The 24511-nt window shown below is 42.2% G+C and carries 22 protein-coding genes; 2 read left to right on the forward strand and 20 right to left on the reverse strand.

Annotated features, from left to right (window positions below; translation table 11 throughout):
- Positions 1 to 93: 93 nt before the first annotated feature.
- The 16 genes from rpsA to DW125_RS04460 all read right to left on the reverse strand — a co-directional run bounded on the left by rpsA (position 94) and on the right by DW125_RS04460 (position 17645).
- The gene (gene rpsA, locus DW125_RS04385; protein WP_021861123.1) at positions 94 to 1185 is read right to left on the reverse strand and encodes a 30S ribosomal protein S1; all 1092 of its coding nucleotides are present in this window, start codon (positions 1183 to 1185) and stop codon (positions 94 to 96) included.
- Positions 1166 to 2023 (reverse strand): 4-hydroxy-3-methylbut-2-enyl diphosphate reductase, encoded by an 858-nt coding sequence (ispH, locus tag DW125_RS04390; protein ID WP_117537229.1) that lies wholly within the window; start codon positions 2021 to 2023, stop codon positions 1166 to 1168. The genes rpsA and ispH overlap by 20 nt, the downstream gene beginning before the upstream one ends.
- A gap of 9 nt (positions 2024 to 2032) precedes the next feature.
- On the reverse strand, positions 2033 to 2689 hold the full coding sequence (gene cmk / locus DW125_RS04395) for a (d)CMP kinase (protein WP_117537230.1): 657 nt from the start codon (positions 2687 to 2689) through the stop codon (positions 2033 to 2035).
- 132 nt (positions 2690 to 2821) lie between these two features.
- Positions 2822 to 4060 (reverse strand): NAD(P)/FAD-dependent oxidoreductase, encoded by a 1239-nt coding sequence (locus DW125_RS04400; RefSeq protein ID WP_117537231.1) that lies wholly within the window; start codon positions 4058 to 4060, stop codon positions 2822 to 2824.
- The gene (locus tag DW125_RS04405; protein WP_021861127.1) at positions 4053 to 4991 is read right to left on the reverse strand and encodes a MurR/RpiR family transcriptional regulator; all 939 of its coding nucleotides are present in this window, start codon (positions 4989 to 4991) and stop codon (positions 4053 to 4055) included. The genes DW125_RS04400 and DW125_RS04405 overlap by 8 nt, the downstream gene beginning before the upstream one ends.
- Before the next feature lie 69 nt (positions 4992 to 5060).
- The gene (locus DW125_RS04410; protein ID WP_117537232.1) at positions 5061 to 5816 is read right to left on the reverse strand and encodes an ABC transporter ATP-binding protein; all 756 of its coding nucleotides are present in this window, start codon (positions 5814 to 5816) and stop codon (positions 5061 to 5063) included.
- A gap of 11 nt (positions 5817 to 5827) precedes the next feature.
- Complete coding sequence (locus DW125_RS04415) at positions 5828 to 6592, reverse strand: ABC transporter ATP-binding protein (RefSeq protein ID WP_117537233.1); 765 nt, start codon at positions 6590 to 6592, stop codon at positions 5828 to 5830.
- Positions 6585 to 9233, reverse strand: coding sequence for an FtsX-like permease family protein (locus tag DW125_RS04420; protein ID WP_117537234.1), 2649 nt, complete (start codon positions 9231 to 9233; stop codon positions 6585 to 6587). The genes DW125_RS04415 and DW125_RS04420 overlap by 8 nt, the downstream gene beginning before the upstream one ends.
- Before the next feature lie 30 nt (positions 9234 to 9263).
- Complete coding sequence (locus DW125_RS04425) at positions 9264 to 10430, reverse strand: sensor histidine kinase (RefSeq protein ID WP_117537235.1); 1167 nt, start codon at positions 10428 to 10430, stop codon at positions 9264 to 9266.
- Positions 10430 to 11152: a LytR/AlgR family response regulator transcription factor gene (locus DW125_RS04430; RefSeq protein ID WP_158549887.1), complete on the reverse strand. Its 723-nt coding sequence runs from the start codon at positions 11150 to 11152 to the stop codon at positions 10430 to 10432. Before DW125_RS04430 ends, DW125_RS04425 begins: the two co-directional genes overlap by 1 nt.
- A gap of 290 nt (positions 11153 to 11442) precedes the next feature.
- Complete coding sequence (locus DW125_RS04435; RefSeq protein ID WP_021861133.1) at positions 11443 to 12858, reverse strand: oxaloacetate decarboxylase subunit alpha; 1416 nt, start codon at positions 12856 to 12858, stop codon at positions 11443 to 11445.
- A gap of 56 nt (positions 12859 to 12914) precedes the next feature.
- Entirely contained in the window at positions 12915 to 14063 is a 1149-nt protein-coding gene (locus DW125_RS04440) for a sodium ion-translocating decarboxylase subunit beta (RefSeq protein ID WP_117537237.1), read from the reverse strand.
- 46 nt (positions 14064 to 14109) lie between these two features.
- The gene (locus tag DW125_RS04445) at positions 14110 to 14484 is read right to left on the reverse strand and encodes a biotin/lipoyl-containing protein (protein WP_117537238.1); all 375 of its coding nucleotides are present in this window, start codon (positions 14482 to 14484) and stop codon (positions 14110 to 14112) included.
- Between the two features lie 21 nt (positions 14485 to 14505).
- On the reverse strand, positions 14506 to 15291 hold the full coding sequence (locus tag DW125_RS04450; protein WP_242992892.1) for an OadG family transporter subunit: 786 nt from the start codon (positions 15289 to 15291) through the stop codon (positions 14506 to 14508).
- Positions 15292 to 15305: 14 nt separating this feature from the next.
- The gene (locus tag DW125_RS04455; RefSeq protein ID WP_117537240.1) at positions 15306 to 16745 is read right to left on the reverse strand and encodes an acyl-CoA carboxylase subunit beta; all 1440 of its coding nucleotides are present in this window, start codon (positions 16743 to 16745) and stop codon (positions 15306 to 15308) included.
- Between the two features lie 300 nt (positions 16746 to 17045).
- A complete protein-coding gene (locus tag DW125_RS04460; protein WP_117537241.1) occupies positions 17046 to 17645 on the reverse strand; it encodes a hypothetical protein in 600 nt (199 codons plus the stop codon).
- 346 nt (positions 17646 to 17991) lie between these two features.
- Between DW125_RS04460 and DW125_RS04465 the strand changes: the two genes are divergently transcribed.
- Positions 17992 to 19347 carry a peptide MFS transporter gene (locus DW125_RS04465; protein WP_117537242.1) on the forward strand — a complete coding sequence of 452 codons (1356 nt, stop codon included), beginning with the start codon at positions 17992 to 17994 and terminating at the stop codon, positions 19345 to 19347.
- A gap of 122 nt (positions 19348 to 19469) precedes the next feature.
- Here the strand turns inward: DW125_RS04465 and DW125_RS04470 are convergent, their stop codons facing one another.
- The gene (locus DW125_RS04470) at positions 19470 to 19841 is read right to left on the reverse strand and encodes a hypothetical protein (RefSeq protein ID WP_117537243.1); all 372 of its coding nucleotides are present in this window, start codon (positions 19839 to 19841) and stop codon (positions 19470 to 19472) included.
- Between the two features lie 249 nt (positions 19842 to 20090).
- Between DW125_RS04470 and DW125_RS04475 the strand changes: the two genes are divergently transcribed.
- On the forward strand, positions 20091 to 21878 hold the full coding sequence (locus DW125_RS04475; protein ID WP_117537244.1) for an aminopeptidase P family N-terminal domain-containing protein: 1788 nt from the start codon (positions 20091 to 20093) through the stop codon (positions 21876 to 21878).
- Positions 21879 to 22153: 275 nt separating this feature from the next.
- On the opposite strand, the gene DW125_RS04480 is transcribed toward DW125_RS04475, so the two are convergent.
- The 3 genes from DW125_RS04480 to DW125_RS04490 are packed head-to-tail and all read right to left on the reverse strand — an operon-like array spanning position 22154 to position 24358.
- Entirely contained in the window at positions 22154 to 22420 is a 267-nt protein-coding gene (locus DW125_RS04480; protein ID WP_117537245.1) for a hypothetical protein, read from the reverse strand.
- Positions 22417 to 23694 (reverse strand): M16 family metallopeptidase, encoded by a 1278-nt coding sequence (locus DW125_RS04485; protein ID WP_117537246.1) that lies wholly within the window; start codon positions 23692 to 23694, stop codon positions 22417 to 22419. The genes DW125_RS04480 and DW125_RS04485 overlap by 4 nt, the downstream gene beginning before the upstream one ends.
- Before the next feature lie 16 nt (positions 23695 to 23710).
- Positions 23711 to 24358: a hypothetical protein gene (locus tag DW125_RS04490; RefSeq protein ID WP_117537247.1), complete on the reverse strand. Its 648-nt coding sequence runs from the start codon at positions 24356 to 24358 to the stop codon at positions 23711 to 23713.
- Positions 24359 to 24511 lie beyond the last annotated feature (153 nt).

Consider the following 24511-nt stretch of genomic DNA (forward strand, 5'->3'; position numbering starts at 1 on the left):
TAACAGATGTTCAGACACACAAAAGATAGAGGTATGAAACCTCTATCTTTTCTCTTTCGCTTTTATATATACGCTTGAATTCTTACAGTACGATTACTCTTCAGAGCTTTCGTTCTGTGAAGCCTCTGACTCAGCCGGCTCTAAAGCTTTCATGCTCAGGCTGATCTTCTTGTCAGCTTCATTAAGATCAACAATCTTAGCTGTTACTGTCTGTCCTACAGACAGTACATCAGACGGTTTGTCAACATGTGTTCTGGAAATCTGTGATACATGAAGAAGTGCATCTACTCCAGGAGCTAATTCAACAAATGCTCCGAAGTCTGTCATTCTTGCAACTTTTCCTTCGATTACAGTTCCTACTGCATACTTCTCAGCTGCATCTGCCCATGGATTAGTCTCCGGGAATTTTAAGCTGAGTGCGATCTTTGTATCGTGAATGTCTTTGATCAGGACTTTCAGTTCATCGCCAACTTTGAATACTTTCTTCGGATTCTCAACGCGTCCCCAAGACATCTCTGAGATGTGAAGGAGTCCGTCTACTCCGCCAAGGTCGATAAACGCTCCGAAGTCTGTAACATTCTTAACAGTTCCTTCTACAGTATCTCCAACCTGTAATTTAGCAAACAGTTCTTTCTGTTTTTCTGCTTTCTCTGCAACAAGAAGCTGTCTTCTGTCACCGATCACGCGGTTTCTTCTAGGATTAAACTCGCTGATAACGAATTCGATCTCCTGATCCTGATATTTGCTCAGATCTTTCTCGTAGGTATCAGATACAAGACTTGCAGGGATAAAGACTCTTGCCTCATCAACAACTACGCTCAATCCACCGCCAAGGATCTGTGCAACCGGAGCTTTCAGAACTTCATGGTTCTCATAAGCTTCTTTCAGTCTCTCATTTCCTTTCTCGGCAGCCAGTCTCTTGTATGTCAACAGCACCTGACCTTCTCCGTCGTTTACTTTCAGTACTTTTACTGTCATTGGATCTCCAACAGATACGACTGTTGTCAGATCTACGTTAGGTTCGTTCGTATACTCATTTCTCATAATGATACCGTCTGCTTTGTAGCCGATATTCAAGATGATCTCATCCGGTTTTACATCAATGACTGTACCATCTACGACTTCTCCATTTCTGATTGTCTTAAATGATTCTTCCAACATTTGTTCAAAAGTTAATTCTGACATTATTTTGAACCTCCTCAATTATTTTCTTGGGCGTGGATGCCCCTGCTGTAATACCTACTGTTTCCACGGACCTTAATTGATTCATATCAAAATCGTCAAGTGTCTGTATATAGTACGTATCCGCACATGCATTACTGCATATCTCAAATAGTTTGCGGGTATTAGAGCTTCTCTTGTCTCCTATAACAATCATAGCGTCCACCCTCTTTGCAATGTCGCGAGCCTCTTCCTGGCGCTCTTTTGTTGCACTGCAAATCGTATTTAAAACAAGTATATCATACCTCTTTTTCTCAATAATTTCAACTATATCTTTGAATTTATTGTAATTAAATGTCGTCTGAGATACGACACACAGTTTTTGCTTTTTATTTTTTAATTGAAAACTTTTCGCTTCTTCTACAGTCTGGATGACTGTCACATCATTTCCACTCCATCCTTTAATGCCCTGCACTTCAGGATGTTCCGAATTTCCGATCACAACAATGTGTGCACCCTGTGCGCTCTGCTCTTGGGCAATTTTATGGATTTTCTTGACAAATGGGCAGGTTGCATCCACACAGGTCAGTCCTTTTTCAGTCAACAAATCGTAGACTTCTTTTGCTACTCCGTGAGACCGGATGATTACGATTCCGCTGTCCAAATTCTCCAGCTCTTCTGCACTTCCAATCACCTTCACGCCGTGTTTTTTCATATCTTTGATGACTTCTTCATTATGGATGATCGGTCCGTATGTGTAAATCGGACTGTCTGGGTGTGCTTCTATCTGTCTGTATACAGTATCCACTGCCCGCTTTACTCCGAAGCAAAATCCCGCTGTCTTCGCAAGTTCAACTTTCATATATGCCTCCTAATGGCAGAGCGCCGTAATTGCGGCGACTACTTCCGGGATTGTCATATCTGAGCTGTCTACGAGTGTCGCATCTTCTGCCTGTCTAAGCGGTGCGATCTCTCTCGTCATATCTCTTCTGTCGCGCTCTTCAATGTCTTTTTCAATCTCGGCAAGATCACAAGTTTCACCCTTTTCTGTCAGTTCATCAAAACGACGTTTTGCTCTTGTCTGTACACTTGCAGTTAAAAATACTTTCACATCTGCATCTGGTAATACACAGGTACCGATGTCACGTCCGTCCATGACAACATCTTTTGTTTTTGCAAGATCTCTCTGCAGTCCTAAAAGTGCTTCTCTGACTGCCGGGATCGCAGAGATCTTAGACGCCATATTTCCTACTGCTTCTTCTCTTAATTTCCCTGTGATATTCTCACCGTTTAAGTAGACCTGCTGTCCGCCTTCTTCATAGCCGATCGTTACTTTTACATTCTTGCAGTCTGCTGCGATCACTTCTGTATCTTCCGGCGAAATATTCTTTTCCAGAAAATAAATTGCCATTCCACGGTACATCGCTCCTGTATCTACATAAATGTATCCTTTTTCTTTTGCCACCAGTTTCGCAATGGTGCTTTTTCCGGCTCCTGCCGGTCCGTCAATTGCGATATTATATCCCATTCTTCTGCCCTCTTTCTCTATCTGTTTTATTTAATAATTAATAATATATAGCTTGCTTTTCAAACTCACGTGCCTTCCCGTTACAATCTTTGTCTGTTTTCCAAAACAGCACGTAAGCATACACATATCCATTTATTTCTGCCATGCACAGGCTCTTGCAGCCGCACATGCAGTAGACCATGCAATCTGTAAATTAAATCCTCCGGTCACTGCATCCAGATCCAGTACTTCTCCTGCAAAATACAAGCCAGATACTGTCTTTGCCTCCATCGTGCCCGGATCGATCTCTTTCACGCTGACACCACCTTTTGTGATGATTGCCTCATTATATCCGCGCAGTCCGGTTAATGTCACTGGAATTTTTTTGATCAGGGAAACAAAATGCTGTCTTTCCTCTCTGGAAATTACATTGACCTTTTTCTCCGGATCGATTCCGCTAAGTTTGATCATCACCGGAATGAGTTTCGCCGGAAACAGCTTGTGGATCGCATTCTTGAACTGTCGGTTATGGTTTTCTTCAAAATCACGCAGGACTCTCTGATCGAGCTGCTCTATAGACAATGCCGGTTTCAAGTCGATTTCCAATGTCAGTGGATGAGCTTTTAGTTTCTTGCCAATTACACTGCTGGCACTTAACATAAGCGGACCGCTGACGCCGTAGTGCGTGAAAAGCATCTCTCCAAAGTCTTCATACAGCTTCTTCTTACCGTCTTTGATAACCGCATTTACATTTCGAAGAGACAGTCCCTGAAGCTCCGGCACCCAGTCTTCCTGAGTCTCCATCGGTACAAGCGACGGCAGACAGTCTGTCACTTCAAGTCCCAGTTCTTTTGCAAACCGGTAGCCGTCCCCAGTAGAACCTGTAGACGGATAAGAGATGCCTCCGGTTGCAACGACACACGCATCTCCGGACACTTTCTTTCCATCAGATAATACGACGCCTGTAAAATGCCCGTCCTTCGCTTCAATCTTCTTCACAGATGTATTCAGGCAGATCTTCACACCAAGTCTCTTCATCTCTTCTTCCAAAGTACGGATCACATCGGAAGAATGATCAGATAACGGGAATACCCGTTCCCCTCGTTCAATCTTCGTCCGCATGCCAAGCTCTTCAAAGAAATCCATGACATCCTGGTTTGTAAATCCGTAAAAACTACTATACAGAAACTTCGCATTCGTTTTCACTGCCGGAAACAGATCTTCTACATCACAGGCATTTGTCAGATTGCAACGACCTTTTCCTGTGATAAATACCTTCTTGCCCAGTTTTTCATTTTTTTCAAACAGTGTAACCGCGCAACCTTCTCTTGCCGCCATAACTGCCGCCATCATGCCCGCAGCGCCACCACCTGCGATTAATACTTTATTCATAAGTCTCTTCTCCATCTATCTGTGCTTTGGACGAAGACAGTTCTACTTTATCATCTACCATGTTCAGTTCATCTTTGCTGTATACCTGATACTCATCCCAGATCCGTTCCAGCGTCTCCAGTGTTGTGATGACTTCATCCTGCTTCTTCATACAGAGTGCTACCACAAGCGCATTTACCACGCTCAGAGGTGCTACAAGTGAATCTACGATAGACGCCATGTCACTTCGCGCGATCAGATTGCAGGAAGAATATAACGTCATCGGCGAATGGACGCTGTCTGTCAGCGTGATTACTTTTGCCTTGCGGTTACTTGCAAATTCCAGCGCTTTTAAAGTACGCATGGAATACCGCGGGAAGCTGATTCCGATAATCACATCGTCTTCATCGATCCGGATAAGCTGTTCAAAAATCTCACTTGAACTGTTTGTGTGCACAGCAACTACATTATCACAGATCAGGTTCAGATAAAACCCAAGAAAACTTGCAAGCGGTGCACAGCTTCTGATACCGATCACATAGATCTTCTTCGCATTCAGAATCGTCTCCACTGCAAGTTCAAATGATTCATGGTCAATGGACTGCATCGTCAGCTTGATCTTATCAATATCTGACTGTAATACAGATGTCAGTATCTCGCCCTGACTGATGCGTCCATATGTGACTTCCATTCTCTGGATGGAATTTAATTTGGTACGGACCATCTCGCCCAGCGCTTTCTGGAATCCCGGATAGCCGTCATATCCAAGCGCCATCGCAAATCTTACAACCGTAGACTCACTGACGCCGACTTCTTCCCCCATCTTCGCAGCAGTCAGAAATGCCGCTTTATCATAATCTTCTTTGATAAAATCCGCCAGTTTTTTCTGACCTTTGCTGAATTTTGAATAACCTTCATCTATCTTCTGAAGTAATTCATTTTTATTTCCCATATCGTTTTTGTCCTTTTCTTCTCAATTTACCGTATCCATTATATATAAATTTGAGAAAATATTCAAGGACTATAAACATTCCATCTGCCCGGTTATTTCCCTGTAAAATGCATCTTTGTCTTCCCCTGCCTTCAATTCTTTGAGAATAACTCCATCTTTCAGAAGCAGAATCCGCCCGCAACAGCTCGCCATCTTTGGATCATGCGTCACCATAAGAATCGTTTTTCCAAGTTCTTTCGAGATTTTTCCAAGCGCATTAATCACGATCTGCCCGGATTGGGAATCCAGATTTCCTGTCGGTTCATCTGCAAGAATCAGTTCCGGTTCATTCATGAGTGCACGGCAGATCGCCACTCTCTGACGCTCTCCGCCGGACAGCTCGTATGGATATTTCTTAAGCAGATGTGTAATCTCAAACTGCGTGGCATAGGCGGCAGCTCTTTTCCTCATTTCTTCCGGCTCGCTCTTTGCGATCATCATCGGAAGCATAATATTTTCTTCAACAGACAGACTGTTCATCAGGTAAAAATCCTGAAAAATAAATCCGATCTTCCGGTTGCGGATGTCTGCCCTCTTTTCTTCCGGCAGTTTTCCGGTATCTTCTCCTTCAAGCCAGACACTTCCGGACGTAGGACGGTGGATCAGACCGAGAGTCTTTAAGAGCGTCGTCTTTCCACAGCCGGATTTACCCATGACTCCGACGAATTCTCCTGCCTCCACGGAAAAATCCAGTCCCTTCAATACATGGATCTGCGTCCTTTCTTTTTTATCTTCACTGATAATGCTGTAATCACGCACCAGTTCTTTCACTTCCAGTATATGCATATCCACTCCTCCTACAGTTCCTGCATCTTGTCCACAATTCTGTGGTAAAACGCATCCTGGTCTTTTTCTCTTTTCAGTTCTTCCAGAATCTGTCCGTCTTTCAGCAAAATAATCCGGCTGCAATAGCTTGCCATTTTCGGATCATGCGTAACCATAAGGATTGTTTTCTTCATTTTCTCGTTAATCTCGGTCAGTGCGTCAATAACGATCTGTCCTGACTGGGTATCGAGATTGCCTGTCGGTTCATCTGCAAGGATGAGTTCGGGATCATTAATGAGCGCGCGGCAGATTGCTACCCGCTGACGCTCCCCGCCGGACAATTCATTCGGTTTCTTCTTTGTCAGATGCATCAGACCAAATTTCTCCATATAATAAGCTACTTTTTCCAGACAGTCCTTCACCGGCGCTTTATCAAGCACCATCGGAACCATGATATTATCTTCTACCGAAAGACTGTCAAGCAGATAAAAATCCTGAAATATAAATCCCATTTTTCTTCTGCGGATATCAGCAAGCTCGTCGCTCCACAGTTTTCTCGAATCCACGCCATTGAAATACAATGTACCATCGGTTGGTTTATCGATCAGACCAAGCACTTTCAGAAGCGTTGTCTTTCCACAGCCGGATTTTCCCATGATCCCGACAAATTCTTCTGTCTTCACAGCGAAATTCAGTCCTTTTAACACCTTGATCTCCCGGTCTTCCGGATTCTCTGCGTAGATCATCCGATAATTCCGTGTCAGATCTTCTACTTTTATGATTTCCTGATTATTCATCGTCTTTTTCCACCTTTCGAACCATAAACTTTCCAAGCAGCCACATAAACAGAAGTTCTACAAGAATATAGCCGCCCCAGAGCCATACTGCGTGAGTTATAAACTGTAGCTTAACTGCATTTGTATACATCCGCACATAGAATGTAATTCCGGTAAATACAGCTGTCACAAGCGCGGTAAACGCTCCCGGAAGCCAGAACATCAGATGTAATTCACCGAGAAGAATGCGGATTCTCTCTTTCTTTCTCATACCCATACAAGTGAAAAATTCGGCTCTTTTGTTCTTCTCATCCAGTTCAGAAAGCACTTTAATATAGACAAGGAACATGCTTATAAAAAGCATTGTTGCCGTGACAAACAGGTTCACGATCAGCTTCATCATGCGTTCCGTACGCAGGTCTTTTACACTTTCATCCTTTGCATAATAATTTGCGATTTCCGCATCGTAAGCCTGATCTTCTTTATGTTTTTCCTGGAATTTTTCCAGTTCTCTCTTGATTGCTTTGTGATCTTTCGCTTTACTGTTTATCAACACCAGTTTTGTCGGTCCCTGCTTCACAGTCAGCCCTTCAATCGCATCCGTTTTCTTTTTAATAAACGAACCATTCAGCACATTCGTTGTCTTCCAGAGATTCTGTGCTTTTGTGAAGAATGCATCCGAAAACACAACGAGATTTTCCAGTTTTCCATCGCGGAAACATCCGGTCAGGCTTCCAATCTCCTCGCCTGCGATTGTACGTTGCTGATATGTCGTCTCCTCGGAAAAATGCTCATATGGGGTATATCCTTCACATACAATGCCAACATGGATATTGGGTTTCTTCTTACTAAACGTCCAGTCTATCGGCTGTGCTTTCACAGAGCGGTCCTGCTGGTGCACAAGATAGACTTTCTCTCCCTTTGCATCCAGATGGAGAAAGTGTGGTTTATAATCCGGATCAATTGCTTTTTTCAGTGCATGATAAGTAGATTCTGAAATACCGATCTGTTGTCCCTGTATTCGTTTTTCATAATAGCCCTCATTCTTCTCCGTTTTATCCGAATTCGAGATTCTTACCATCGGATAAGTCGTAACCTTTGCTCCGTACTGTTTCTCCAGATTTTCAAATGTCTTCTGGTCTTCATCGTAAGAAATGCACATGAAATCATATGGGAACAGGCTTTCCGGTTGTTCTGCAACCGTTACAGATACTGACTGGAATGCAAAATAAAACATTCCGCAGATATGCAAAGCTGTAAGCGCTGCCAGATACCACGCAGTTGTCTTTGAACGGTGATAGCGGTCATTGCGTTTCAGAAGCGTACCCAGATACCCTTTTGATGCCTTGTCTTTTCGCAGCAACAATGTCCCGCCAAAGCGGTAGAGAAGAAACAGTCCGACAAACAATGCCAGCATCAGTGTAATCTTCTCGTAATTGTAAATCTTGCTGTAAGAAATAGCACTGTATCCGCAGATAGCAGCTCCGATCACAGTAATGATCTTCAAAAACCTCCGCGGCATCTTCTCTTTTGCAACATTACGTGTTGCCGCTGAGATCAGGTTAAAATCCGACACAATGTCTCTTGTTGCCATCAGTGAAACAAGATAGACAAGGAACAGAACGGCAAGTGATACCAGATACGTTGTTTTACTTGCATATGACAGATTGATCTGATCGCCCACCATGTTTCCGACAATTTTACGGAAAAGCAGAAGGACTCCATTTCCGACAATTACTCCGCCTATATAGGAAAATACAAATCCCAGTCCGATTTCCAGTCCGGCGATCGTCCAGAGCGCCTTTCTTCTGATTCCGAGTGTTACAAAGATACTATAGTTCTGAATCCATTTTCTGAGATAAAAGATCAGCACAAATACCATCAGGAAAAGGCAGCATGCCGCAAGCGGGATCATCGCATTGATCAGGATTCGTCCAAGTCCTTCGCCACCATACATAGACAGATCAGCCCGGTGGGAAGAAGACAGCATCTCATAAGCTCCCAGTCCGGAAAATGCCAGTGTTCCGACCATGATTCCGCAGAATAGGAAAAGCCGGTAATCTTTCCAGTCAGAGCGGAAATTCTTCCAGATCATATGATAGAAAAGTTTCGTGTATTTGCCCGGAAAATCCAGTCTTCTGTGCGCTTCTTCTTTCTTTTCCTGTTCCTGCACTTCATAATTTCTAGATCTTGCCAGTGCTTCATCATAGACATCGATCATCTTCTGCAGGGCAAGCTCAAGAAGACTCATTACTACCATAGGCATAAAAAACATAAATGCCATCACATTATCTGCAACTGTACCGTAAGCTGCATAATCACTCAGAAACATCTCTGTGATCGCAATACCGATCACAACCGGCTGGATATACCGGTATTTGTTTAAAATCAGCAGTATCAGATACAATACTGCCACGATCTGCATAATTACAAACAGGCCAACCTGAATCTTTATGGCTCCCATATTGCCGTCCCACACATCCCGGCAACTGTCTGTCAGTGCGGCAGCTCCTTTCTGCGACAATAATCGGAAAACACCATAAAAGGAATGATACCCATCCCGGAGCCGGTAAACCGGCCACATGGAATAGATCAGAAATATCGCATATCCGATGACTCCGACACATATTTTTTCTTTTCTTCTGCTCTTTTTCTTCTGCATTTCTTTTTCCTCTCAATCCTAAGATTTTCTCTATTTCATGTCATATATGGATACACTGACAAGAAAACTGGTATCTGTAGTTATATATTGTAGATCACCTTCATGTTTTTCTACGATTTCCCGAACATTTTTCATACCGTATCCATGCAGTCCGTTTTCTTCTTTCTGCGACCGGAGCTGTCCATTTTCCACTTTCACTGCTTCCTCTGCACTGTTCTCAATCTCCACGTAAAAAAGCCGGTTCCGTCTTATAAATTTCACATGGATCCATGGATTTTCCGAAGTCACTTTCTGCGTTGCCTCCAGTGCATTATCCAGAAGATTCCCAAATAGCGTGATGATCTCCCAGTCCGTAAACGGCAATTTTGTAAATACTTCCGTCTGGATCGTCATCTGTACACCGGAGTCTTTCGCATCCTGCATCTTCTGGTTCAGAATCATATCCAGCATCTGGTTTCCTGTCCACACCTGATAATTATGCACCAGTATCGCATCACTTAATTTTTCCAGATATTCGTGAATCCCATCCCAGTCTCTTTCCTGTTCATAACGCCTTAGCGCCAACAGATGATTCTTCATGTCATGGACAACCTGCCGGCTCTTTAACATTCCTTTGAACCGCTCTTCCAACACATTTACCTTAAGTTCCAGTACTTCCTGTTCTTTCTGCTCCAGCTTTTTCTGGCTGGAAAGATTCATATACTCCAAACTTTCTGTCATCCTACATGCAAAATACTGGACACCTTTGACCACAAGCCACGTATTCAGGTAAATGAACATGGACATCGGAATATAAAACTGCTCATCTGCTCCCTGATAATCTGCATATTCAAGGAAGAACACCCACGTCATCGCGATAACCCAAAACAGTCCCTGATGATCTCGGTACGGAATCTGGTTCATATTCCGGTATAAAAGAAGCAGATCCACTACCTGCGCCACAAAAAAACTCATCAGATAAACAAGGACCAGGATTGCCATCTTCTGTTCATAAATCCCCAGATTTTTCCCCGGATAATATGTCTTGTTAAACGCTTCTATATAGTCGTTTCTTGTAAGCGCCCGAAAAATATACCGGTGCAGAGAACAATGCTGGTTGCCATACTTAAGCCACGGGAAGAAATAAAAAATCTGCATCAGTCCGCAGAATATAATATTTATCAGTTGGACACTTGTCCATTTTCTTTCTCTTCCCATTAGTTTTTTCTCCAGTACGCAGTTACTTTTTGTTTCACTTCCCAAATCAGTTCTCTTCCGGCTCCGATTACATCCCCATTATCTAATTGCACCGACTCTGCTGAAATACCCGCAATGTGTTCAATATTTACAAGACAACTTCGTCCGACCATGATAAATGCATCTGTCCCCAGTTGTTCCTGTATATGAAATAAAGGCATCCGCTCCCGGTACACTTCTTTCTTCGTTCTGTACTCCGAGTATTTCTGCCCTTTTACCTTACTCACACAGATGATGTCTTTATAAAACAACTTCTTCTCATGATCTCCAACCCACAGGAAATCCTGTTCGCTCGTTTGCTTTTCCTTCGCAATCCCCCGGAGCACATCTCCGAGTCGCTCTTTCATATCCCGCTTCAGAATATACTGATAAGCCTCCAGTATATAACTGTCTGCCGCAAATTCTGCAAAAGACGTCAGAAATACGAGATATGTTTCTATGCCGTTTCCTTTTAACTCCGCTCCCAGTTCAATTCCATTCATTCCCGGAAGGTCAATGTCAGAGATTACAACGTCCGGATACGCTGTTTCTTTCTTCACTTCAAGTGCTTTAAGGAACCTCTCTGCGTCCTCGTATTTTTCTATATAAACTTCCGTCTCACCGGACAGTTCCTGTATGACAAGCTCGCCGATTCGCTCACGCGCCGGCTGTTCGTCTTCTATAATTGCTATTGTTAAATGCATATATTCCCCCATCTCCCTCTGTACACATATCCGAAGACTTTCGTCTTACTTTTATGCTTGTAGCAGGGCAGGCACTGAATGATTATTCTCTTTGTATGTGAAACCTATGTAGATGTACCATATTCACCTGCCGATATCACACATTATAGCACATCACAAAATTTTCTTATACATTTGGACATGAATCCAGGTATTTCAGGACATGAAAAAGTCCTGCCGGACAACTTTCATTGTCTGACAGAACTTCTGCATCGCATATAAAATATACAATTTTTAATTAAAAGAAGTTATTATACCGGATAACTTCCGTTCTCTGTATCAGCAGCATTCGGATCGATCTTTGTCTGCTGTGCTTCTCTGTATTTGAAGAAGTCAACAGCTACCTGCGGGAATAATGCATAAGTTAATACATCTTCATCCTGCTGGATCCACTGTGCACACTCTTTGCGGAGTGTATCTAATTCTGCCGGAATCAGATCTGCCGGACGGCATGTGATGATCTCAGCATCGTCTCCTAATACTTTCTTCTTCACTTCTTCGTTAAATGGTTTTACAGTTGCACCGTATTTACCACTTAATACGTCTTTTGTCTCTTTTGTAGCCATCTTATAACGTTCGCCCATCAGTACATTAAATACAGCCTGTGTACCTACGATCTGTGAAGACGGTGTTACAAGCGGCGGTTCACCTAAGTCTTTTCTTACTCTCGGCACTTCTTCCAGTACTTCATAGTATCTGTCTTCTGCATTCTGCTCTTTTAACTGAGATGTCAGGTTTGAAAGCATACCACCCGGTACCTGATACAGAAGAGTCTTGATATTTACACCAAGGTTCTTCGGATTCAGCAGTCCGCTGTCTAATGCATCGTCACGGATCGGGCGGAAGTAATCAGCGATCTCCGCAAGTAATTTCTGATCCAGACCTGTATCATAAGGTGTTCCTTTGAACGTCTCAACCATAACTTCTGTTGCCGGCTGTGATGTTCCCATTGCAAATGGTGACATTGCAGTATCAATGACATCTACACCTGCCTCTACTGCTTTTAAGTAAGTCATAGAAGCAACACCGGATGTATAATGTGTATGAAGCTGGATCGGAAGGTCTGTGGCTTCTTTTAATGCACCGATCAGCTCTGTTGCCTTGTACGGAAGGAGCAGACCCGCCATATCTTTAATACAGATAGAATTTGCACCCATATCTTCGATTCTCTTGGCGATATCTACCCAGTAATCCAGTGTATAAGCATCTCCCAGTGTATAGGAAAGCGCTACCTGTGCTTCTGCTTTTTCTTTGTTTGCTGCTGTAACGGCCGTCTGCAAGTTTCTAAGGTCATTCAAACAGTCAAAAATACGGATCACATCAATACCATTTGCAACTGATTTCTGTACGAAATACTCTACTACATCATCTGCATACGGACGATATCCTAAGATATTCTGTCCACGGAACAGCATCTGTAATTTTGTATTCTTAAATCCGTCACGGAATTTACGAAGTCTCTCCCATGGATCTTCTTTCAGGAAACGTAAAGATGCGTCAAATGTTGCACCACCCCAGCACTCTACAGAATGATAGCCAACCTTGTCCATCTTGTCGATGATCGGAAGCATCTGTTCTGTTGTCATACGAGTGGCAATCAGAGACTGGTGTGCGTCACGCAGAATTGTCTCTGTTATTTTAATTGGTTTTTTTTCAATTTCTGCCATTATTTCTTCCTCCATATAATCAGTATTCAATCGTTATCATACGAAATATCCGGTTCTTAAACTCCGAAGATCGCCATAAATGTTCCGGCCGCAACTGCTGTACCGATAACTCCGGCAACGTTCGGTCCCATTGCATGCATCAGAAGGAAGTTCGTAGGATCTGCCTCTGCTCCAACCTTCTGGGATACTCTGGCTGCCATTGGAACGGCGGATACTCCGGCTGATCCGATCAGCGGATTAACTTTTCCCCTGGTAACTTTGCACATGATCTTACCGAATAATACTCCGGCTGCTGTACCAAACATAAATGCAATCAGTCCAAGGATAACGATGAAAATAGTCTGTTTGTTCAAAAATGCTTCCGCACTTGTTGTCGCTCCGACAGATGTACCAAGTAAGATAACTACGATATACATCAGTGCATTGGAAGCGGTCTCTGTCAACTGTCTTACAACACCTGATTCACGGAAGAGGTTTCCGAGCATCAGCATACCTACCAGCGGTGCTGTTGTAGGAAGGATCACACAAACAACGATTGTAACGATGACCGGGAACAGGATTCTCTCCAGTTTGGATACCGGTCTTAACTGCTCCATCTTGATCTTACGTTCTTCTTCTGTTGTTAAAAGCTTCATGATCGGCGGCTGAATGATCGGGACAAGCGCCATGTACGAGTACGCCGCCACTGCGATCGGTCCCATAATTGCTGTCTGCTGTAACTTTCCGGCAAGGAAGATGGAAGTCGGTCCATCCGCCCCACCGATAATGGATACAGCCGCGGCCGCTTTATCAGAGAATCCAAATGCCATCGCTCCAAGGTAAGCTGCGAAAATACCAAACTGTGCTGCAGCACCTAAGAGGAAACTCTTCGGATTCGCGATCAATGGTCCAAAGTCTGTCATTGCTCCAACTCCAAGGAAAATCAGAGACGGCAGGATTGCCCATTCATCTAATTTAAAGAAATAATACAGAAGTCCGCCCGTTCCATTTGCCGAATCTTCTGCATGCAGCATAATATCCGGATAGATATTAACAAGCAGCATACCGAATGCGATCGGCACAAGGAGCAAAGGTTCAAACCCCCGCGCGATTGCCAGATACAGGAAAAAACATGCTACAGCAATCATGATCAAATTGCCCCATGTGAGACTGAAAAAAGCTGTCTGATGCACGAGGTTTCCCAATGTTGATGTTATATATTCCATTTCTTAACCTCCAGTCGTATTCATTCCATAAGGAATCAGTTTCACATTAGTTTAATGTAGCTAAAACTGCACCGGATTCGATTGCGTCTCCAACTGCTACGTTAATGCTTGCAACTGTTCCGTCTTCCGGAGCTACTACTGGAATCTCCATCTTCATTGCTTCAATGATGATAACTGCATCACCTTTCTTCACGCTCTGTCCGACACTTGCTTCCAGCTTAAATACTTTTCCGGCTGCTCCTGCTTTTACTTCAATGCTTCCGGCATTTCCAGCCGCAGGTGCTGCTGCTTTCGGCGTTGCCTTAGGAGCTGCCTTAGGTGCTGCTGCTCTTGGTGCTGCTGCAGGTGCTGTGCCTGCGCCGTTCTCTTCAACAGTTACATCATATACATTTCCGTTTACTGTAATTGTATAATTTTTCATGATTCAATCCTCCTAAATTCTCTATGCGTTCCATTTATTAGACGGACGGCGTCTGATGCTTCTTACTACAAATCCATCTGTGCCTGTTCCTTCATATTCTGCAATAGCCGCTGCAATAACCGCTACCAGCTCTGTATCATCCGTAACATCTTCTGCCTCAGCAGATGCGCTCTGTGTTGCCTCTTCTACTACAACAGCCTCAGCTTCTTTTGCCGATTTCTTTCCTCTGTTCTTCCATGCTTCTTCCAGCGCAGGGATGAATCTGAAAAGAGAAATGATCAGGGAGATAAAGATCAGCACAACGAATACCGTTCCCATTCCAAGTACGGTATTCAGTCCGGCTTTTTCCAGGACTTCACCCATGGAATATTTTCCGTCAACTGTCATACTCTCCAGTTTTAATTTCTGGTTATATACAAATGTCAATGTGGCATCTCTGTCTTTGAATTTTGCCGCCGTTGTAACCTTAAGTTCGTCTTTGGAAGCTTCATATTTGAAATCTCCATGACTTACATATGCTCCACACTCTTTGATTCCAGACTGCCAGCTTTCCAGTGCACTGGTAAATCCGTCTGCTGTATACGGAAGTCCTGACTGCATCAGCTGATATTCCAGATTAAAGTCGTCCATATCTTCCCACTGCTGAATCGTCGCATCATCTGCACTCTGGCAATAGTTGATCAGAAACTCTGTTGATTCTTTAATAGAAGATTTGTCATACTTCAATTCATTGCCTGAATTGGAACAACCGGTAAAGCATAATACAGCTACAAGCATACAAATTATTAAGCTAATTTTTTTCTTCACTTTGCCTCACCTCTCTAAATTGTTCCGTGTTTTTTCATCGGACGATCCTCTCTCTTGGTAAATAACATCTCAAATGCGCCAATGATGTATTTTCTTGTATCTTCCGGATTGATGATCGTATCCACATATCCTCTTCTTGCTGCTGCATCCGGGCTTGTCTGAAGCTTTGCATAAGCAGCTGCTTTCTCATTAATTGTCTCAGCATCTGTATCTGCATACATGATTTTGGCAGCCAGCTTCGCATCCATCATACCGATCTCTGCCTGTGGCCACGCATATACCATATCTGCTCCGACAGATTTGCTGTTCATTGCTACATAAGCACTTCCAAAAGCTTTGCCGATCACGACATTTACTTTTGCTACAGTTGCCTCTGTAAATGCATAAGTCAGTCGTGCTGCCGCTTTTGCAAGATGTGTCTCATCGTATGCACTTGCTGCAAATCCGGATACATTCGTAAGAGTCAGCACCGGAATTCCAAATGCATCACAGAAACGTACAAAATCTGCTGCTTTATCTGCTCCGTCAGCAGTTAAAGATCCGTCAAATTCTGCTACAACTTCTGCTTCTTCATTATATACTTTTGAACGATTGGCAACGGCGCCAACAGTCAGTCCGTTTAATTTGATGAATCCTGTTACCATATCTTTCGCAAAATCACGTTTTGTCTCAAAGAAAATATGGTCATCAGAAATCTCTGCAAGTGCGATTGCAGTATCTTCTGCTGCATTCGCCAGATCTGCACATACACGGTTCAGATCATCCTCGCATGCCTCATAGGAAGCATCATCTTCGTTGTTAGAAGGTAACATGCATACGAGAGAACGGATATCTGCAAGAATCTCTTCTTCTGTTTCTGCAACATCTACCAGACCGGCTTTCTCGCTCTGGAATTTTGCAGATGATGTATCACATCTGGAAATCTCATTTCCTGCAACTGCGTTCGGAGAGTTTACGAAAAGCTTTCCTTTCTCTGCTTCCATAAATGTAAAATCAGAAAGAGCCGGAACTACGGAAAGTCCTCCTCCGCATGTTCCAAAGATTGCTGTAATCTGCGGAATCACGCCGGATGCAAGTGCCTGTTTTGTATATAACTTACCAAAAGCATCCAGTGCATCGGTTGCCTCTTGAAGTCTCAGTCCCGCACAGTCGATCATTCCGATCACCGGCGCTCCCATCTTCATTGCCATATCATAGATGTTTGCAATTTTCTTCGCATGCATCTCGCCGATCGCACCGTTTAATACGGATGCATCCTGGCTGTACACATACACTAAATTACCGTCTACTACTCCATATCCGGTCACCACACCGTCTGCCGGAGTTTCTTTGTCCTGCATGTTGAAATCTGTTGTTCTTGCTGTTACAGCGCCACCGATCTCAACAAAGCTTCCTGCATCAAGAATCGATAAAATACGATTACCTGCTGCATTTTCTGTTGCCATGTTGCCCATAGTCCAGCCCTCCATTTTCCTTATTTTAAGGTTTATACTTCTTGGAAAAGTAAAACCAAATTTTAGCCAATTATATTATATCTTTTCCGACATCAATCTGCAAGTATTTTCCTTTATTTTTGTTAAAATCTTATCAACTTTTTATAGTTATAGGTTTTTATGCACAAACATGTTGTTTCCTATTAATAATATGCATAATTATAAACTTTTATATTGCATTTTTCCTCGTCGCCATAATAAATAAACAGGACACGGAAAGCAATTGCATTGCTTCTCCATGTCCTGTTCTTTAATAATATCTTAAAATTTCTTTACTTTCTTGCGCCTCATATTCGTACAGCGTTCCAATAAAAATGCTCTCAGCTCATCAATACTTCCTTGTTCCAGCGCATCCTTCGGGAAGCCGCACATTGCTCTCGGTGATCCTTTGCTGTCCGGTTCTGTCTTCACAACAACCGCAAATGCATCTTCCGATTCCAGTAATTTAACGACATTCGCATACTGAAAGGATCTTGTCTTCATTTCCATTACACTGTCAAAATGATCGTCGTAAAAATCCAGCTCAGTCGATACAGTTCCACCGTTCAGTTTATTTCTTCTAAGGAACTGGTCTTCCGCATCTCCGATTGCTGTAGCATCCAGAGCCTTTCTCCAGATTGTACGGTTAAATGTAATACCAACTACAAAAGCTGCAATCCACCAGATTATATACCGTACAACAAACTTTGTCATATCATTGCCAGGATTTCCAAATTTCATAACAAAATAAAAAATCAGGATTCCAAGGAAAAATACTACAAATTTAAGCGTAATATCACTCTCATCCATTCGGAACAGCTTACAGATCTTCTGCAATGTATTCTGAGATTCCTTATACTTCACACAATAACGTCCTGCCATAAATCTTCCCCATCTTTCTTCTATTATCATTTTGTAAAACATATCCGTTTCATTATATATGTTCAGATACTAACATTCAAGCATTTTACGTTTTTTTTATATTCCCCGTTAATTTTCTGACAATTATGCATTTTGCATTACCAAATGGGTGTTTTTTTATCCTTTTTATGGCATATTTATGTCAAAAAAACGACAAAAAATGAAAAACTTAACATTTTCTTAAATTAATTGGTTGTACTTTAGTCTAAGTTATGCTATCATATAGGACATTGAGAGCGCAAAATTTAGAACTTATGTCTCTACATTTTGTACATCATGAAAAATTTCATATTGGAGGGTGAAACTCATGGAAAACACTAAGAAAAAATTTCCATTTGGCTTCTATGTATGCTGCCTCTCTTTCACATTCGAAAGACTTGCATACTATGCTGCTAAGTGGGGACTGTCGATCTTTATCGTAGTCGCTGCAGCAAAGGGTGGTCTTGGATTAGACAAATCCGTAGGTGCTGCAATGAGTTCTAACCTGGTAGCGTTTACTTATATCACACCAGTTATTGGTGGATATATCGCTGACCGCTGGATTAGTCCTCGTCTTCTTGTACCAGTTGGAGAGATTCTTATGGGACTCGGATACCTGTGTGCATGGAAAGCTAACGGAGTTGGAATGCTTTGGGTAATGATCGTCCTGATTGCTATCGGAACTGGATTCTTCAAAGGAAACGTTTCTGGTATCAACGGACGTCTGTTCCCATCATCTGATGAGGATGAACTGGATACTGCATTCAGTCTTCAGTACTCATTCGTTAACATCGGATCATTCATCGGAACAACTTTCCTGTCACTGGTCGGTACTAACGTTGGATATCGTGAGATGTTCCTCGTTTGCGGAATCTTCATGTTCATCGACTGTGCATGGTGGTTATTCGGAATGAGATTCTTCGGCGATGCTGGTAAGAAACCATTCCTGGTTGACAACCGTACAGAAAATGTTGAGAAAGCTGACAAAGAGAAAGACAACGCTCCACTTACCAAACTTGAGAGAAACCGTGTTATCGCTATTCTGATCGTAACATTATTCTCTGGAGTCTTCTGGCTGATCTGGTACATGGCATACATGCCAGTTTACTATGAATTCGGTCCAGCTTCTCAGGGAGGACAAGGATGGGCTAACTGGAACATCGGTTCCTTCGAGATGCCTACTGCATGGTTCGACTCTATGAACGGTCTGCTTTGTATCATCCTTTGCCCTGTATTTGCAGGAATCTGGGCTAAGATGAGACAGCGTCCACAGGGAGACTGGGGAATGTTCACAAAGACAGCTTTAGGAATCATCGTACTTGGTCTTTGTACAGCATCCATGGTACTTGCAGCAGTTCTTTCAGGACAGAGCTCTGAGCATCCGGTTGGTATCTGGGTAATCATTCTGACAGCCGTTTGTATGACTGTTGGTGAAGTTATTTTCTCACCACTTGGAAACGCTTTCATCAGCAAGTATTCTCCGAAGAAACTTCTCGGAACAATGCTTGGTGTATGGCCACTGATCATCTTCTTCTCTGGTAAAGCTTACGGACCACTTTATAACTGGCTCGGAAACTTCGACTTCGTTAAAGCTTATGGTACAGTAACAGCTATCATCATCGCTTGCGGAGTTATCATGTTAGCATTTACTAAGAAGTTCGACAGAATGGTTGAAGGCGAATAATTCAAACTGAATATCGTACATAAAAAGAGTTGTCTACTAACTTCGGTTAGTACGACAACTCTTTTTGTTATAGCAATACACAATAAATGGGAACCAGCACTTGTCTGATTCCCATTTATAACTTACTTCTTCTTATGATTCTTTTTTGACTGCGTATAAGTCATCTTCGTCTGGCTGACACTTCCTCTGGATGTGATCTTCTTGGAAGTCCGTTTCTCTTTCTGGTCTTCAAAAGCAGGTTTTAATAAAACTTCTGCTCCGATTACAAAACATGCTGCCTGCACTGCAAGCTGTATGTTATCGGCCCAGCTTCCCATCTGTGCAAATACTGGATCCAATACCCTCGCACCTGCCAGAATGATAAGACTTAATCCCGCATATGCAAACAATGCATAGATACGCATTGTCTTACCGGAGCCTTCATTCTTCTTCATAAAAGAATATCCAGCAAGGAAAATCAGGCCACCGGCAACTACTAATAAATACTTTACCATGTTCTCTCCTCCGTCTTGTACCCTTTCTTCTATTGATTCCTGCGTATACCGCTCTGACATCTTACAAATTTATAAGTCTATATTTCTTCGTATACCGCTTTGTCTATTATACGCTAAAACATCCCGGCTTTCAATCAATGATAATAAAAGATCTATAAAATGATCTATAAAATTTCAGGAACAGGTTTGTACTTTAGTCTAATAAGTGTTAAAATATAGACAGATTTAAATACTAAGGAGGATTTTCAAATGAAAGTATCAGAAAGAATCGCAAAACTGCGTGCTCTGATGGCTGAAAAAGGAATTGATGCCTATGTCGTTCCAACAGCCGATTTCCACCAGAGTGAATATGTAGGAGAACATTTCAAAGCCAGAAAATACATCACCGGCTTTAGTGGTTCTTACGGAACTGCTGTTATATGCCAGGATGATGCAGGTCTTTGGACAGACGGACGTTATTTCTTCCAGGCTACAAACGAACTGGAAGGCAGTGGAGTCCGCCTTATGAAAATGTTCGTTGGGGATACTCCATCTGTTACAGAATATCTGGCAGACAAGATTCCGGAAGGCGGAAAGGTTGGATTTGACGGACGTGTTCTTTCCATGGATGAAGGAAAAGAATATGAAGATGCTCTTTCACCGAAGAATATTTCTATTGATTACGAAGAAGATCTGATCGACCAGATCTGGGAAGACAGACCGCCGCTTTCTGACAAACCAGCATTCTTCCTTGAGGAGAAATATTCCGGCGAAAGCTCAGCACACAAACTGGAGCGTGTCCGCAAAGTCATGAAAGACAATGGTGCAACAGTACATATTATCGCATCTCTGGATGATACGGGCTGGCTGTTAAATGTCCGTGGTGATGATATTGATTTCTTCCCATTACTGCTCTCTTACTCTATCGTAAGAATGGACGGTGTAGATCTCTATGTTGACGAGACGAAGTTAAATGACCGTATTCTGGAAGAGTTCAAGAAAGTAAATGTTACACTTCATCCGTACAATGACATTTACGAAGACATTAAAAAACTGGATGCTTCCGAGACTGCCCTCATCGATCCGATGAAGATGAACTACGCACTTTACAAGAACATTCCTTGCAAGATCGTAGAAGCTGCCAACCCGACAATTCTTATGAAAGCTATGAAGAATGATGTTGAGCTGGAGAACATCAAAGAAGCGCATATCAAAGATGGTATTGCGATTACAAAATTCATGTACTGGATCAAGACTCGTTACGACAAAGAAGATATTACAGAGTTAAGCTCTGCTGACAAGCTGACAAGCTTAAGAGCGGCTCAGGAAGGATATATCCGCGACAGTTTTGAACCTCTGTGCGCATTTGCAGATCATGCAGCTATGATGCATTATTCTCCGAGTAAAGAGACAGACGTTGTATTAAAAGAAGGCGCAATGTTCCTGAATGATACAGGCGGCGGATACTATGAAGGATCTACAGATATTACACGTACTTTCATCCTTGGTTCTATCGATCAGGATATGAAGAAATATTTTACAGCCGTTGTACGTGCTATGATGAACCTGTCCCGTGCGAACTTCCTCTATGGATGCCACGGTTACAACCTGGATGTCCTCGTAAGACAGCCGATCTGGGATCTGAACATTGACTTCCAGTGCGGTTCCGGACATGGCGTCGGATACCTTGGAAATGTTCACGAGCCACCGACAGGCTTCCGCTGGTATGTTGTTCCAAGCAAGAACGAGCATCATCAGTTAGAAGAAGGTATGGTTATCACAGACGAGCCTGGTATTTACGAAGATGGTAAATTCGGTATCCGTATCGAAAATGAATTTATCGTAAGAAAAGGTGAACTGAACAAATATGGTCAGTTCATGCACTTCGAGACGATCACTTTCGCTCCGATCGACCTTGACGGAATTGATCCGGAAGAGATGACCAAATCTGAGAGAGAATGGCTCAACAACTACCACAAAGACGTATATGAGAAGATCGGACCGCACCTTACAGATGAGGAAAGAGAATGGCTCAAAGAATACACAAGAGCAATCTAGGCTTTGACTACGAGGCTTCTCTGGCTACACGATTTTCTGGCTGCCAGCTAAGCTATTTGCATAGTAAAATTGCATATATTGATTGCAGGCTCCGGCGGGAATCCGCCGGAGCCTGTTTTTTGAAAATTTTCGGCTTAATTTCGAATTTTTTTAATTGGAGCTTATTTCTTAGTTAATTTCTTATCTCTGTTCCGAATTGTCTTGATTCAAGCTTATCAAATCCATTTTATTTATAGACCTAATATAAAATTTTTTCAATTTAAGCTTTCTATTTTCTAAAACATCCCAGTCATAAAGCGAATCACAAATATTACATCGCATAATATTGTTCCGACCATGATTACCACTATAAGAATAGCAAATACGCGCAAAATCTTATGTTCTCTTGCAAGCAGTGCGCTCACAATCCCAAGCAGTGCTGCGAAGCCCGCAAAAAACGGATACATAAGGAAACCACTTACCGGCGCGAGAAACACCGTGACTGATATGAGTCCGGTAATGATCATTCCTACAAATGTGATAATTGATATTTTATTCATCATAAGTATTGTCCTCCCAGTATTTTTCGCATCTTCCGGCATTTCTTTTCCAAAGTTGATTTCTTCGTGTACCAACTGTCATAGCCAACGCTAATGCTCATATTTTCCGGCGTAAATATCTCATTTGCCAGTTGTTTTAATTCTTCAACTGTAACATTTTCATATTGGCGGATAATCTCTTTCACTTCATATGCAGAACTACCCTGTGTAAACACACTTTCCGCAATATACTGATTATATTCGCAAGAGTCATCCCATAGTCCCGGCTGGAATGTATGAAATCCAATCACTTCTTCTCTGTCTTTTTCGGATAAATTTTCTTTTGCTTTCTGAAGTGTCTTAGCAAAACAGATCATGGAATCTGGCAGATCTTCTTCTTTGACTGCATAATCAATTTTAAATCTGGCAAAATTTGCAAAATTTTCTATGCTGCCAAAGACATCTCCTGTCCAGCCCTTTTTATCCTTTAATTTCCATTGTAACTTTGCTCCATCTCCATTTACGAATATGTTCATCAGCATATCCACAGCAAACGGATTACATTCCCGTAAAATATCAAAAGAAACACTCATATCACACAGACTGTAGCCGCAATCTACAAGCAAATCATCTTTCTCCGTCCGCTTGCCGAAATGTTTCGGGAGCACATCTTCCATCTCCGAAGTATAAATGCCCTGTCGATTGTCAACTGCTTCTATTTGCTCGATTTTATGACTGATTTCCTCCTGTACTTCATTTGTGAAATTCCCCGTCATGATAAATACAGCATTTTCACTGCAGAACAGTTTGTTTTTGTATTCATTTACCATAGTGGCATCTATCTTCTCAACATCCTTTTGCCGCCCCATGATTAATTTGGCAAATGGCGTGTTCCGATAGTATTTCCGGTGCGTCTTCTTATCAAAAAAATACACGGATTTCTCATCTATCTGACGCAATACAACACGCTTTTCTGCTTCTACTTCCTCTTCCGTGTAGTCATATTTTTGCAGAATTTTTAACAAAAGATCTGCCGCATCGTTAATTTTTTTCAGCGGTGTCTGAATATAGAAACCGATCATTTTCTCATTTGTAAAACCACGCAGATCAAATCCCTGCCTGTTCAGATTCCGGTAAAGCTCCTTCATCTTCAGCGTATCCAACCGCCGGAAGATCATATGTTCCAGTAGATGTGAAATACCTCTGTTTTCTCTGTTCTCAACTATATTCCCACCGTGAAAATACAGACCTGCCACGCAGGAATGCGTGTGCTGCATTGGAATAAAATATTTTTTCATGTTCTTCTCCTATAAATCATATCTCATCAGTTGCCTTCTCGTATAAATGTTCCACCTGTTTATCAGCATCTCTGAACCGAACACATAATAATACGAGAAACAATAAAATCACAACACCGCAGAATATACTCATAACCGGAATTACTCTTAAGATTCCATATAGCATCCCGCATATAAAGACAAACGCTACAATTAGCCACGCAGAAAATACTCGTTTTTTCCATTCTTTTACTTTCTTTTCCAGCTCTTCTTTTCCAACTCTTAGATAATATAACTTTTCTAAATTTTCTTTACATTCAATCGTAACGACATAACCTTTTGATGGACTGCTCCCAACGCATGATAACTTTAATGCAGTATCTTCCCGAAATTCACCAGATATTTTCGTACCGATCAAACCAGATTCTCCATCCAGAGGGCTTCCTATATCACCATCCAGCAGATAGTATAATCCCCACAGAAAATGATCCAGAAAATTGCCTGCTTCTTCTGGCTCTTCGTAAGAAACAGCAACCAGAATTTCTGTCTTGCCATACTCTGGCAAATCTATGTCAGTCACACAGTCTTCGCCTTCCGATAAATCGATACTCAGAATATTCTGGCTGCACTGCCATAATTCAATTTTGACTTTCTCTTTAATGTATGATTTGATTGTAATCTCCATATGTACCTCGCAGGTTATTTCTATCCCGGCGTAAATATCTCTTCCGTCATTTTTTTAACTCTTCATTTGACGAAATAACCAACCTTTTCTTTAATTTTAGATTGGTTATTTCTTATATTTTGTTGAAACATATTGCTCCACATATGTTATTAA

The sequence above is a fragment of the Dorea sp. AM10-31 genome (genome assembly GCF_003435815.1).
Taxonomy (GTDB): Bacteria; Bacillota; Clostridia; order Lachnospirales; family Lachnospiraceae; genus Dorea_D; species Dorea_D hominis.